Source organism: Kribbella yunnanensis, assembly GCF_039529655.1.
GTDB classification, from domain to species: domain Bacteria; phylum Actinomycetota; class Actinomycetes; order Propionibacteriales; family Kribbellaceae; genus Kribbella; species Kribbella yunnanensis.
This window is the reverse complement of sequence record NZ_BAAANF010000008.1, coordinates 88,720-101,477: the sequence shown is the minus strand read 5'-3', so window position 1 is coordinate 101,477 and position 12,758 is coordinate 88,720. Positions and strand designations below refer to the sequence as shown.

At 67.9% G+C, this 12,758-nt stretch carries 14 protein-coding genes; 5 read left to right on the top strand and 9 right to left on the bottom strand.

Going from position 1 to position 12,758, the window contains the following annotated elements; all coding sequences use genetic code 11:
• The first annotated feature begins 73 nt into the window (after positions 1 to 73).
• Positions 74 to 667: a TetR/AcrR family transcriptional regulator gene (locus ABD231_RS11910; protein WP_344149495.1), complete on the top strand. Its 594-nt coding sequence runs from the start codon at positions 74 to 76 to the stop codon at positions 665 to 667.
• Here ABD231_RS11910 and ABD231_RS11905 read toward each other — a convergent pair.
• The 4 genes from ABD231_RS11905 to ABD231_RS11890 form a co-directional block, all read right to left on the bottom strand.
• Positions 645 to 1,067: a hypothetical protein gene (locus tag ABD231_RS11905; protein WP_344149493.1), complete on the bottom strand. Its 423-nt coding sequence runs from the start codon at positions 1,065 to 1,067 to the stop codon at positions 645 to 647. The genes ABD231_RS11910 and ABD231_RS11905 overlap by 23 nt on opposite strands.
• 87 nt (positions 1,068 to 1,154) lie before the next feature.
• Positions 1,155 to 1,388 carry a hypothetical protein gene (locus tag ABD231_RS11900; RefSeq protein WP_344149491.1) on the bottom strand — a complete coding sequence of 78 codons (234 nt, stop codon included), beginning with the start codon at positions 1,386 to 1,388 and terminating at the stop codon, positions 1,155 to 1,157.
• Between the two features lie 9 nt (positions 1,389 to 1,397).
• Positions 1,398 to 3,368, bottom strand: a complete 1,971-nt coding sequence (locus ABD231_RS11895; protein WP_344149489.1) for a glycosyltransferase family 39 protein — start codon at positions 3,366 to 3,368, stop codon at positions 1,398 to 1,400.
• Positions 3,356 to 4,573, bottom strand: a complete 1,218-nt coding sequence (locus ABD231_RS11890; RefSeq protein ID WP_344149487.1) for a bifunctional glycosyltransferase family 2/GtrA family protein — start codon at positions 4,571 to 4,573, stop codon at positions 3,356 to 3,358. The genes ABD231_RS11895 and ABD231_RS11890 overlap by 13 nt, the downstream gene beginning before the upstream one ends.
• A gap of 145 nt (positions 4,574 to 4,718) precedes the next feature.
• Here ABD231_RS11890 and ABD231_RS11885 point away from each other — a divergent pair, with 145 nt between their 5' ends.
• A complete protein-coding gene (locus tag ABD231_RS11885) occupies positions 4,719 to 6,128 on the top strand; it encodes an FAD-dependent oxidoreductase (protein WP_344149485.1) in 1,410 nt (469 codons plus the stop codon).
• On the opposite strand, the gene ABD231_RS11880 is transcribed toward ABD231_RS11885, so the two are convergent.
• Genes ABD231_RS11880 through purB form a run of 3 tightly spaced genes read right to left on the bottom strand, consistent with a single transcriptional unit; the run spans position 6,111 to position 8,332 of the window.
• Entirely contained in the window at positions 6,111 to 6,506 is a 396-nt protein-coding gene (locus ABD231_RS11880) for a hypothetical protein (protein WP_344149483.1), read from the bottom strand. The two genes, ABD231_RS11885 and ABD231_RS11880, sit on opposite strands and share 18 nt — an antisense overlap.
• Positions 6,503 to 6,859 carry a hypothetical protein gene (locus tag ABD231_RS11875; RefSeq protein ID WP_344149481.1) on the bottom strand — a complete coding sequence of 119 codons (357 nt, stop codon included), beginning with the start codon at positions 6,857 to 6,859 and terminating at the stop codon, positions 6,503 to 6,505. Before ABD231_RS11875 ends, ABD231_RS11880 begins: the two co-directional genes overlap by 4 nt.
• A gap of 3 nt (positions 6,860 to 6,862) precedes the next feature.
• On the bottom strand, positions 6,863 to 8,332 hold the full coding sequence (purB, locus tag ABD231_RS11870) for an adenylosuccinate lyase (RefSeq protein WP_425554170.1): 1,470 nt from the start codon (positions 8,330 to 8,332) through the stop codon (positions 6,863 to 6,865).
• A 7-nt stretch (positions 8,333 to 8,339) separates the two neighbouring features.
• Between purB and ABD231_RS11865 the strand changes: the two genes are divergently transcribed.
• Positions 8,340 to 8,930 carry a hypothetical protein gene (locus tag ABD231_RS11865; protein ID WP_344149477.1) on the top strand — a complete coding sequence of 197 codons (591 nt, stop codon included), beginning with the start codon at positions 8,340 to 8,342 and terminating at the stop codon, positions 8,928 to 8,930.
• On the opposite strand, the gene purD is transcribed toward ABD231_RS11865, so the two are convergent.
• Positions 8,920 to 10,197 carry a phosphoribosylamine--glycine ligase gene (purD, locus tag ABD231_RS11860; protein ID WP_344149475.1) on the bottom strand — a complete coding sequence of 426 codons (1,278 nt, stop codon included), beginning with the start codon at positions 10,195 to 10,197 and terminating at the stop codon, positions 8,920 to 8,922. The genes ABD231_RS11865 and purD overlap by 11 nt on opposite strands.
• A gap of 90 nt (positions 10,198 to 10,287) precedes the next feature.
• On the opposite strand from purD, the gene ABD231_RS11855 reads away from it, so the two are divergent.
• The gene (locus ABD231_RS11855) at positions 10,288 to 11,169 is read left to right on the top strand and encodes an SMP-30/gluconolactonase/LRE family protein (RefSeq protein WP_344149473.1); all 882 of its coding nucleotides are present in this window, start codon (positions 10,288 to 10,290) and stop codon (positions 11,167 to 11,169) included.
• On the opposite strand, the gene ABD231_RS11850 is transcribed toward ABD231_RS11855, so the two are convergent.
• Complete coding sequence (locus ABD231_RS11850; protein ID WP_344149471.1) at positions 11,129 to 11,839, bottom strand: hypothetical protein; 711 nt, start codon at positions 11,837 to 11,839, stop codon at positions 11,129 to 11,131. The genes ABD231_RS11855 and ABD231_RS11850 overlap by 41 nt on opposite strands.
• A 48-nt stretch (positions 11,840 to 11,887) precedes the next feature.
• Here ABD231_RS11850 and ABD231_RS11845 point away from each other — a divergent pair, with 48 nt between their 5' ends.
• The gene (locus ABD231_RS11845) at positions 11,888 to 12,757 is read left to right on the top strand and encodes an alpha/beta fold hydrolase (RefSeq protein WP_344149469.1); all 870 of its coding nucleotides are present in this window, start codon (positions 11,888 to 11,890) and stop codon (positions 12,755 to 12,757) included.
• Position 12,758: the final 1 nt, after the last annotated feature.

Below are 12,758 nucleotides of genomic sequence, written 5' to 3'. Positions count from 1 at the left end.
GGTGGGGTGCGTGGGGGTCGGTGGGGTGTGTGGGGGTCGGTGGGGGGGTGGGTGGGGGTGGGAGACTGCGGGGGTGAGTAAGCGGGTGCCGTTGGGGGCGGAGCGGCGGGATGCGATTGCGGACGCTGCGATTCGGCTGGTGGCTCGCCGGGGGCTGCGTGGGCTCACGCATCGGGCTGTCGACGGCGAAGCCGGGCTGCCGCCGGGATCGACGTCGTACTACCTGCGCACCCGCAGCGCGCTGCTGACCGCATGCGTGAACCGGATGCTCGCCCGCGATGTCGAGACGGTCGGTCCAGCCCAGACCGAGCTGCCGCCGACCGAACTGGTGGTCGCGATGGTCCTCGGGCTCGCTACCGAGCGGCCTGACGACCTGATCGCGCGCTACGAGCTGTCACTGGAGGCGAGTCGGCAGCCCGAGCTGCGGACCGCGATCGACACCGGTGGGCGGCAACTGCGCGAGATGCTGGGACAACTGCTCGCGGCACTCGGCGTACCGGATCCTGAGCGGGCAGCGTGGCCGCTGGCGGCGATGCTGGATGGGCTCTTGTACGACCGCGTCGCCGGGACCGGCTCGACGCTGTCGGAGGCTGACTTCGAGGACGGTGTACGGCGGACTGTTGCCGCCGTACTGGACGGGTTGGTCAGAGACGGTCGGTCACGGTGACCCAGGTGAAGTAGCCGGTGCCGAGCAGTACGCCGATGTGGCCGAGGAGCGAGAGTCCCGCACCGGAGCCCCAGGCGTCACCGCGGGAGTGCTCGGAATGTTTGCCGCCGCTCGGTAGCCAACGGGCCAGAAGCAACAATCCGACCACCGCCAGCAGCCACCAGCCGGCCAGCCCGAGGAGCGCGATCTCACGGCGACCGGTGACCAAGGCAACGATCCAGACCAGCAGGGTGAGCACACCCACGGTGGTGTGAATCCGCAGCAGGGCAGCCGAATACCCGGCCACGCCACTGGATCGGCCGGTGCCGTCGACCACTGCACCCCCGAGCCGGACGCGCGTCAACAGCACGACGACCGCACCGAGCGCGGTCAGGAACCAGGTGACGTTCGACCATTCCACCCCCAGATGCTTACCCCACTCGACACATGTCACACCACCCCTTGCCCGGAAACGTCCGGCGAGCTCACACTCGCCGGGCACGTTTCCTTACCCCGGTTGACCCTGCTGACCAGGCTGAACCTGCTGGCCCGGTACGCCGCCCTGCCCGTTCCCGGGCAGTTGCCGGAACCCGCCGCCACCAGGCCCGCCGAACTGCGTCGTACCGCTCGAACTGCCGTCCCACGCGTGCCCGACCGCCATGCCACCAAGGAAGGCGAGTACCGCCACCAGGGAGCCGGCTCCGGCCAGGACCTTCCCGCTTGGAAGCTGAGGATTCGTCATCAAATGCTCCTAGTTACTGGTGGTGAGGTCGTAGACGGTGGTGCTGCCGACGGTTTGAGCGGTGAAGTTCTCGGATACCCAGGTGGAGATCTCGGACGAGGTGCCGCCCCGGCTACCACCGAACCCGCCGCCGGAACTGCCGACGAAGTAGTGAACCTTGCCCTGAGCAACCAGTTCCTTGAACTCGGCCAGACTGGGCGCGGGATCCGTCCCGTTGAACCCACCGATCGCCATGATCGGCACCTCGGCCGCGATCTGCAGCGGCGCAGCACCGTTAGCGGTTACCGCCGCTGCGGCCCAGGTGTACCCCGTCGATCCCTTCTGCAACAACGCAACCAGCTCACTAGACACACTGCTGATCCCGCCCCCACCAAGGAACCCTCCACCACCACGCATCCCGCCAGTCGGTGCAGTTCCAGTCGTCGTCCCAGGTTGTGTACCGGTCTGCCCGGGCGGTCCGCCTGCGCGACCACCCATCCCGCCGCGTCCGCCCATCCCACCGGCGCCCTCGGGCCCAGCGGTCGGGAGCGCACCGGCGTGGGCTGTCGCGATCGTGCTCACCGAGTACGCCGCCGGCCCGGCCAGCGCCGTCACGATCAGCAACGCCCCCGTGGCCAACCCGACCCGCCGAGCCGTCGCCCGATTGAGCCCGAACTCAGGCACCATCAACACCGCCCCGGCCGCGATCGCTCCAGTGATCAACACGACCCACCGCAACCACGGATTCCAGCTCGGCGTCTCGTTCAGCAGCGCGAAACTCCATCCGGCCGTCAGCAGAATCCCACCAGCAAGAGTTGCCCGAGGCAACCATTCGTCCCGGCGCCGCCAGAGCACCATCATCGCCGCCCCAACCAGCGCACCAATAGCCGGCGCCAGCGCGATCATGTAGTAGCTGTGGATGATCCCCTGCATGAAGCTGAAGACCAATCCGGTCCCCACCAGCCAGCCGCCCCACAGAATCGTGAACGCCCGAGTCCGATCCGCCCGCGGCGCCTTCCCAGCAGCCACGAGCAGTACGACGATCGCCAGCAGCGCAGCCGGTAGCAGCCAAGCGATCTGCGACGCGAACTCACCACCGAACAACCGCTGAACCCCAGTCGCACCACCCCAACCGGGATTCCCGGTACCGCCACCAACAGACCCAGTCTCGTTCCCGTTCAGTCGCCCGAGACCGTTGTACCCAAGCGTCAGCTCGAGAATGCTGTTGGTCGACGACCCGCCGATCCACGGCCGCGCCGACGCCGGCACCAACTCGACGATCGCGATCCACCAGCCGGCACTCACGATCATCGCCACTACCGCGAGCACGCTGTGCACGATCCGCTTCCCGAGCGCGGACCGGCCGGCCACCAGATACGCCAGCCCGAACGCGGGCAGGATCAGGAAGGCCTGCAGCATCTTCGCCAGGAACCCGAACCCGACCAGCGCACCGGCCAGCATCATCCAGCGCGCCGCGTGCTTCTCGGAGTCGATCGCGCGAGTGACCGCCCACGCTCCGGCACACAGCAGCATGATCAGCAACGCATCCGGGTTGTTGAACCGGAACATCAGTACGGCGACCGGCGTCAGCGCGAGGATTCCGCCGGCCAGCAATCCCGCGTTGGCCGAGAACCATCGCCGTACCGAAACGTAGACGAAGCCCACGCTCGCGACGCCCATCAGCGCCTCCGGAACCAGCATGCTCCAGCTGCTGAACCCGAAGATCCGCCCGGACAGACCCATCACCCACAACGCGCCCGGCGTCTTGTCGACGGTGATGAAACTCGACGAGTCGAACGCCCCGAAGAACCAGGCCTTCCAGCTCGTCGATCCGGCCTGGACGGCGGCCGCGTAGTACTCGTTGGCGTAGCCGTTCTTGGACAGCCCCCAGAGGTAGGCGATCGCGGTCAGGACCAGCAGCCCGCCGTACAGGACTTTGTCCCGGCTCAGCGTGAGTGGTCTCGCGACCACTCGGGGTCTGGATTCGGTCAGTGTCGCCATGTCAGTTGCTCCTGAGGTTCGAGGGTTGCGGGGAGGGTGGGTGCGTCGTCGTCGAAGACCCAGGTCTGGAAGAGGCTGAAGCGGACGATGGTCGCCGCGAGGTTCGCGAGGGTCAGCACAGTCACCTCGACGCCTTGATGCGGCGCGGTCACCGCGGTGTGCAGCAACCACAGCGAGCACGCGGTCAGGCTCCAGCCGATGCCGAAGGTGACGAGACCGCGCAGCTGATGTCGCCATCGACCCTCGACGCCGCGGACTCCGAAGGTGATCCGTCGATTGAGTGCGGTGTTGCCGACTGCCGTGATGAGCAACGCAAGCACGTTGGCGACCTGCGCCGGCATCCCTTGTCTCAGCACGAGATACAGCAGCGCGTACGCCAGCGTGCTCAGTACGCCGATCGCGCAGAACCGCAGAATCCTTGCAGCCAAGGCCGTTCGTGGATCAAGCACCCGAGGACGCCCGTACGTCGCCCTGATCGGCTCGAGGTCGATCCGGCTCCGAGCCAACCGGGCGATCCCCCGCAGATCCTCGCCGACCGTCTTGGCGATCGCGACCCGGGAGTCCAGGTCATCGACCCAGTCGACCGGCACCTCGTGGATCCGCAGCCCGGCACGCTCGGCCAGTACCAGCAGTTCGGTGTCGAAGAACCAGCTGGTGTCCTCGACATGCGGCAACAACTCGCGAGCCACATCCGCCCGGATCGCCTTGAACCCACACTGTGCATCAGAGAAGTGCGTACTGAGAGTTGCCCTGAGCAACAAATTGTAGGAGCGACTGATGAACTCCCGCTTCGGCCGCCGGACCACCCGCGACCCGTTCGACAAGCGAGTGCCGATGGCAACATCACTGTGCCCGGCGAACAGCGGTGCCACCAGCGGCAGCAACGCGTTCAGATTGGTGGACAGATCCACGTCCATATAGGCGAGTACGTCGGCTGTCGACTCTGACCAGACCTGTTTCAGCGCCCGCCCACGACCCGGCTGCTCGAGCCGAACCACCCGGACCCCGGGCAGTTCGACCGCCAGCAGCGAGCCGATCTCGTACGTCGCGTCCGTACTTCCGTTGTCGGCGATGCAGACCTCGGCCGGATACGGAAAGGCGGTGTCCAGGTACTCCCGCAACCGCCGGATATTCGGGCCGAGGTCGTGTTCCTCGTTCTTGACGGGTACGACGATCTCGACCCGAGGATGACCTGATGTCTGCATGAGTTCGATGCTGTCGAGCGAACCTTGGGTGGTCCCTGTGCGCGGCTGGCAGTTGGCTGGGAGTCGCGACATGCGCCCACCGCGCGGTGATCAGGCACCCGACTTAAAGTGGCAGCTACTTCCACTTTTCTGCCTGGGGGGCACCATGGTCGAGTCCGCCGCACAACGCTTCGCCCGGATCACGGGGGTGGAGCGCCCGGCGAAACCGAAGGTCCTGATCGAACGCGCCGTCGTACTGGGGGCGAGTATGGCCGGGCTGATGGCGGCCCGGGTGCTGTCCGACCACGCCGACGAGGTGCTGATCGTCGAGCGGGACACGACCGGCGACTCCACCGAGCCGCGGCCCGGCGTACCGCAGGGCAGTCAGGTGCACGCGTTGCTACCGGCCGGGCAGGCGCAGCTGGATCGGTGGTTCCCCGGGTTCACGGCGGAGGCACTGGCCGCTGGGGCGACCAGCCCGCCGCCGGAAGAGAGTCGGACCTACATCAACGGCGAGCTCCGGCCGGGACCGCCGCCGGGCTCGCTCGGCGAGGCGCTCATCAGCACCCGTCCGTTCCTCGAGTCGATGGTCCGGCGTCGTACGCTCGAGATCGGCAACATCCGCCTCGTGCACGGCCGCGCCGACGGCATCGACATCAGCGGCGACCGGGTGACCGCGGCGCGGTACCAGCCGGACGGCACCGCCGGACCGGAGTCCGTCATCACCGTGCCCGCCGACCTCGTCGTCGACGCGACCGGCCGTTCGAGCCGGCTGAGCGATTGGCTCGGCGCAGCCGGTTGGCCGCAGCCGACGATGCACCGGATGCCGATCAAGCTCAACTACGCCAGCGCGCTGTTCCGGCGGGACCCGAAGATCTCCGAGATCGGCGTCTCGATCGCGCAGAACCAGCCCGGCAGCGGCCGGCCACTGCGTCAGGGCGGCATCCTCGCGGTCGAGGGCGATCGCTGGCTGGTGCTCGTCGCCGGGTACGCCGACGACCGGCCGACTCGCGATATCGAGGACTTCCGCAAGCGTTGCCGCTCCGACTACCCCACCGAGTTCGCCCAGATCGCCGAGTACGGTGAACTGATCGGCGAGGTGAACACCTATCACCAAGCTGACAGCCGCCGGCGCGATTACCACGCGCTGGAGCGGATCCCGGCCGGCCTGATCGTGGCCGGTGACGCGGTCGCGTCCTTCAACCCGATCTACGGGCAAGGGATGACCTCGGCGACTCTGCATGCCTCGTGCTTGTCGGCGTACCTGTCCTCGGACCCGGATCTCACGCAGCCAGCCCGCTCGTACTTCGACGACGTCAACGTGGTCGTCGATGTCGCCTGGCAGCTCTCGACGCTGGCCGACCTCGCGCTGCCGCACGTCGACGGGCCATACCCACGCGGCTATCGGCTGACGAAGTGGTTCTCCAGCCTGATCTTCGCGGCGACCGCCAAAGACGACGACCTGAACGTCCAGTTCAACCGCGTCACCACGATGCTCGACCACCCGACCGCGCTCGCTCGGCCGCAGTTCATCCTGCGGGCGCTGCGGTTCGCGTTGCTACCGAGTACGACGTAGCCACAGCAGCCCGAGAACCGGGAGCACCAGCGGGACGAACCCATACCCCTGCCCGAAGTGCGACCACACAGTCGCATCCGGGAAGTCCTCCGGTACGGCGTAACTGAACGCACCAACCCCCAGTACGCCGATCAGTTCGATGGCGATCGCGATCGTCGCAACGCGCCGGGAGAACGCGGTCGCCTTGGCCAGCGCGAAGGTCGCGGCGCAGTAGATGATCGCGGCCACCGCCGAGAGCAGGTAGGCGATCGGCGCGTCGGAGAACTGGGTCGCGATCTGGACGCCGGCACGGGCGGTCGCGGCCAGCGCGAACACGCCGTACACGAGCACGAGGATCCGCCCGGGTCCACGCTTGGTCGCGGAAGGGTCGGCGCTCATGCGATCCAGATTTCGTGCAGGCGCTGTTCGACGACCGGGATCACCAGGCAGGCGAAGGCGAGCGCGCCCGCACCCCACCGGCTGCTCTCGGCCAGCGCCCACAGGGCACCGAGCGGCAACACCAGCAGCCCGCCGATCAGGTACCCGACGAAGAACGGTCCCGAGACGTCCCGGTCCGTACCGACCAACTGGACGATGCCGACGACGAGCTGCGCGAGCAGGCCGACCTCGACCAGCCCCAGTACGCCGAGAACCGGCCAGTCGATCCGCTTGTCCCGGGCAGCCAGGACCGCGGCGTACACCATCGCGAGGAGGCTGAGGCCCACCAAGGCCCAGGTCAGCGGTTCGAACACGAGCTAGAGGATGTCACCTGGGTTGTAGGCGGCGGCCTCCGGGTAGCGCTTGGCGAGCTCGTCGATGCGGGCGACGACCGTGCCGACTTGCGCGACGGCCGCGCCGGTGAACGACAGCGGTTCGCCGACGATGCCGACGATCTGCTCCTCGCTTAGGCCGAGGCGGCCGTCCTCGCCGAGGCGGTGGAACAGGTCGTTCGCGGCCAGGCCCTTGCGCAGGTCCAGCGCGGTCGCGACCGCGTGCTCCTTGATGACCTCGTGCGCGGTCTCGCGGCCGATGCCGTTCTTCACCGCGGCCATCAGGACCTTGGTCGTGGTCAGGAACGGCAGGTACCGCTCGAGCTCGCGGCTCACCACGGCCGGGTAGACGCCGAACTCGTCCAGCACGGTCAGGAACGTCTCGAACAAACCGTCCAGCGCGAAGAACGCGTCCGGCAGGGCAACCCGCCGTACGACGGAGCAGAAGACGTCGCCCTCGTTCCACTGGTTGCCGGCCAGCTCACCGGCCATCGACGCGTAGCCGCGGATGATCACGGCCAGCCCGTTGACGCGCTCACAGGACCGGGTGTTCATCTTGTGCGGCATCGCGGAGGAGCCGACCTGGCCCTCCTTGAAACCCTCGGTGACCAGCTCGTGCCCAGCCATCAGCCGGATCGTGGTGGCCAGGCTCGACGGGCCGGCGGCGAGCTGCACCAGCGCGGAGACGACGTCGTAGTCCAGCGACCGCGGGTAGACCTGGCCGACGCTGGTCAGCGTGTGGCTGAAACCGAGGTGCTGGGCGATGTCGCTCTCCAGCTTGTCCAGCTTGGCCGGGTCACCACCGAACAGGTCGAGCATGTCCTGCGAAGTCCCGACCGGCCCCTTGATCCCGCGCAGCGGATACCGCTCGATCAGCTCCTCAAGCCGCGCGATCGCGACCAGCAGCTCATCGGCCGCCGACGCGAACCGCTTGCCGAGCGTGGTCGCCTGCGCGGCCACGTTGTGTGACCGCCCAGTCATCACCAGCGCGGCGTGATCAGCAGCCTTCTGACCAAGCCGTACGGCGGTCGCGACCGCCCGATCGCGGACGAGCTCGAGCCCGGCCCGGATCTGCAGCTGCTCGACATTCTCGGTCAGGTCGCGGCTCGTCATGCCCTTGTGGATGTGCTCATGCCCGGCGAGCGCGCTGAACTCCTCGATCCGAGCCTTCACATCGTGCCGCGTGACCCGCTCCCGAGCCGCGATCGACTCCAGGTCGACCTGGTCCACGACGCGCTCGTAGTCCTCGACAACCCCGTCCGGTACGTCGACACCAAGTTCCTGCTGCGCCTTCAGTACGGCGAGCCACAGTTGCCGCTCGAGCACGATCTTGTGCTCCGGCGACCACAACCGCGCCATCGACAAACTGGCGTAACGGGAGGCGAGAACATTCGGAATCCGGGGTTTCACAGGCCCATTCTCCCAGATCGGATGACCCCGTCTCCGCCGCACCATGGCAAAGGTGAACAGACTCACGGACTACGAGACCGCCTGGATCCTCGGCGGCGCCGGCCGAGTGGCGCTGACCGTGTTCATCACCATGACCACCGCCGGCCAGCTAGACGTCGCCTACAAGCGCCAACGCGTGAAGGAAGGCGAGGCCCCGCTGGACTCGGTGGACGGCTCCACCGCGGCGTCGGGCGCTGGATCCGCCGCGGGGTCTGTCGGGCTGCGGATCGAGAGCGCTGCGCTCGATCTGCTGCCTGAGTCCGGTCTGCCCGTGTACGAGTTCGTCACGCGGCTGGCGGCCAGCCCGGCGATTCGCGCGCTCGACTCGGCGCTGGAGGCGCGCGGTGTGCGTCGGCCACGGGTTCTGCCGCGGTTCAGCCCGTTGCATCGGCAACTGCGTGAGGAGGCGGCGACCGGCGTACGGCGGGTGGCCGTGCTGGGCGTGGAGGGGATCGAGGACGAGCGGTTGCGCGACATCTTCGAGCACCCGTTGCCCGGCGTACCGAAGTTCGCCGGGGTCAACCCGATCCGGGACAACACGATCGACGGCACGATCGGCCCGCACCCCGACCTGCAGGTCTGGGGCTTGGACGCTACACCGTGATCTCGCCGCGGGCGGCCTTCAGCGCGATGTCGGTGCGGTGCTGCGAACCCTTGATCCGGATCTGACCGACCGCCGCATAAGCCCGCTGACGCGCCTCGTCGAGATCCTTGCCAGTGGCACTGACCGCGAGCACCCGGCCACCCGACGTGACGAGTTCCTCGCCGTCGAGCGCCGTACCGGCGTGGAAGACGCGGACGTCGTCACCCTCGGCCTGGTCGACACCAGTAATCGGGTCGCCACTGCGCGGGCTCGCCGGGTACTTCTTGGCGGCAACCACGACCGCGACCGCGGAGCCGTTCTTCCAGCTCAGCTTGTCGTACGCGGCCAGCTTGCCGGTGGCAGCCGCGAGCAACAGACCACCGAGCGGGGTCTTCAGCATCGGCAGCAGGGCCTGGGTTTCCGGGTCGCCGAAGCGGCAGTTGAACTCGATCACGCGCAGACCACGTGACGTCAGCGCGAGACCGGCGTACAGGAGACCACTGAACGGCGTACCGCGGCGACGCAGCTCGTCGACGGTCGGCTGCAGCACCTTGTCGGTGATCTCGGCAACCAATCCTTCCGGTGCCCAAGGCAACGGTGTGTACGCGCCCATCCCACCGGTGTTCGGGCCTTCGTCGTTGTCACCCAAACGCTTGAAGTCCTGCGCAGGCTGCATCGGCAGCACCGTCGTCCCGTCGGTGATCGCGAACAGCGACACCTCGGGACCGTCCAGGAACTCCTCGATCAGCACCTGCTCACAACCGGCCGCATGCGCGAGCGCCTCGTCGCGGTCCGACGTGACCACGACACCCTTACCCGCCGCGAGCCCGTCGTCCTTCACCACGTACGGCGGTCCGAACGCGTCGATCGCCTCGGCGGCCTGCTCAGGCGTCGTACAGACATAGGCCCGCCCGGTCGGCACACTCGCCGCGGCCATCACGTCCTTGGCGAACGCCTTCGACCCCTCGATCTCGGCGGCGTCCTTGGACGGCCCGAAAACCGCGATCCCGGCGTCACGCAGCGGATCGGCGAGCCCGGCAACGAGCGGCGCTTCCGGCCCGACAACGACCAGATCCGCACCCATCTCGGTCGCCAGTGCGACGACCGCAGCGTGGTCGGAGACGTCCACCGGCCGGCAGACGATCGTCTGCCCGTCGTACGCCGGGTGCAGTACGGCGATACCGGGGTTGCCCGGCGCCGCCACCACCTCGTCGACATCCGCGTCCTGGGCCAATGCCCACACCAGAGCGTGCTCGCGGCCACCCGTACCGATCACCAAGACCTTCACGGGCGCTCAGCCTAGCGTGCCCTGGGCTGTCGAATGCGATCCGGTTCGTTCGTAGACAGGTAAACAAGCCTCACCTGAAGGAGCTGGAACATGACTGAAGTGCTGCTTGACGGACTGGTCATCGGTGAGTCGGCCCGCTGGCACGACGGCCGCCTGTGGTGTGCGAACTGGGGAACGCAGGAGATCCTCGCCATCGATGCGGACGGTAAGCGCGAGGTGATGGCGCGCGTCGACACCACCCTGCCCTTCTCGATCGACTGGCTGCCCGACGGCCGTCTGCTGGTGGTCTCCGGCCAGGAAGGCCTGCTGCTGCGCCAAGAGCCGTCCGGCGAACTCACCGTGCACGCGGACCTCTCGTCGTACGGCGGCCTGAACGAACTCGTGGTCGACGGCCGCGGCAACATCTACGTCAACGGCGGCTGCTCGTTCACTCCGGCCGAGGGCGAGCGACCCGGGTTCATCCTGCTGATCACGCCAGACGGCACAGTACGTCGGGTCGCCGACGAACTCGCGTTCCCCAACGGCATGGTCATCACGCCCGACAACGAAACGCTGGTGGTCGCTGAGTCGTTCGCCCGCACGTTGACGGCGTACGACGTCCTTCCCGACGGCGGGCTGATCAACCGGCGCGTCTGGGCGGCGCACTCCGGCGACGGTATGTGCATGGACGCCGACGGCGCGATCTGGACTCCAGGCTTCACCGAAGCCGGTCCCAGCTGCCTCCGGATCGCCGAGGGCGGCGAAGTCCTCGAAACCGTCCCCCTCGAACACTTCGGCTTCGCGTGCGCCCTAGGCTCCCGGACCCTCTACATCCTCACCGCCGACTGGCACCTCGACGATTCCTTCGACGCCAACCTCGCCCGCCTCCTCGCCACCCCCACCGGCCGCATCCTCACGCACCAAGCCCCGGCCACGTCGGCCGGTTACCCGTTCAGTAGTGCCAGTAGTAGCGGGCGTCGGCGTTCCAGCTGACAGGAAAGGTGGTGCGGTTGGTGAAGGCCATGCCTTTGCCTTTGGCCAGTTCTAGGGTGCGGGTGAGTTGGAGGGAGTAGGGGTGGTTGTTGTCGTCCCACCACTGCTCGAACTGGGTGATGCACGTCTGGGCTTTGAAGTACGGATTGGAGCAGGCGTGCGGTGGTGACCACTTCTGCAGATGGCGGAAGTTGACGGTGGTGGAGCCGTTCGGGGGTTTGATGGTGCCGGTCGCGTCGAGGCAGTAGCCGGTGGCCGGGATGTTCCACTTCACGTAGTGCTGGCGGCCGCCCGCGGAGGGGATCGGCGTGAGGTTGTTGCAGTCGGCGTCACCGAGCTGCTCCGACGTCACGCGCTGGACCTGCGTCAGCGGCCGACCGGCGCCGTCGTTGTAGCCCTCGACGAGAACCCAGTCGCCGTCACGAATGAAGTGCTCGGCGTACTTCGGCGGCCAGGCCGCAGGGTCGCCCCACGAGATATCGGACTCGGTCGCGCTCAACGGCGACCACGCCCACTGCCCGGCCGCGGTCTGACCTGCCCAGTACTGGCCGGCGGACTTCTCGAACATCAGCGAGTACTCGCCGTAGTTCGGTCCGACGGCATGCGCCGTACCGGAGCCGCCCAGAGTCAGCGCGGCCGCCAGGAACGTCACCAGAAGTTTCCTCCGCATGGCCTCCGAGGGTAGTCCCGCAGAGGGCGAGGGTGAGAGGCTCGGCTCATGACGGAACCGGTCACGAGCACGATCAACATCCCTCACGTCACCCTCACGTACGACGTTCGTGGAAGTCTTACCGATCGCGACCAGCCGGTGTTGCTGCTGATCGGGTGCCCGATGGGCGCGAGCGGCTTCCCGAGCCTCGCATCGCACTTCACCGACCGGACCGTGGTCACCTACGATCCCCGGGGCGTCGAGCGCAGCGTGCGGACCGACAGCGGCGAGCTGAACCCGATGATCCATGCCGGCGATCTCGCCGTACTGATCGAGACGTTGGACGTCGGGCCGGTCGACATCTTCGCCAGCAGCGGCGGCGCGGTGAACGCGCTGGCGCTCCTAACCAACCGCCCCGACCTCGTCCGCACGGTGGTCGCGCACGAACCGCCGCTGGTCAAGCTGGTCCCGGACACCGAGGCCGCGCAGGCCGCCAACGCCGATGTCTACGAGACCTACCAGCGGGACGGTCACGGCGCGGGGATGGCGAAGTTCATTGCGCTGGTCAGCTTCGAGGGCGAGTTCCCGGCCGACTACACCGACCGGCCCGCGCCGGATCCCGCGATGTTCGGCCTGTCCACCGAAGACGACGGCAGCCGCGACGACATCCTGATGGGCCAGAACATTCGCGGCACCACGTCGTACGAGCCGGACTTCGACCGCCTCGCGAAGGTCAAGGACCACCTCATCATCGGCAGTGGCGAGGAGTCCGCGAACCAGCTCGCCGCGCGCGGCGGCCAGGCGCTCGCCGAGCGCCTCGGGCTCACCCCGGTCGTCTTCCCGAGCAACCACGGCGGTTTCCTCGGCGACGAGTACGGGATGCCCGGCAAACCGACCGAGTTCGCCGCCAAACTCCGCGAGGTCCTGGCTTCCCGCTGAC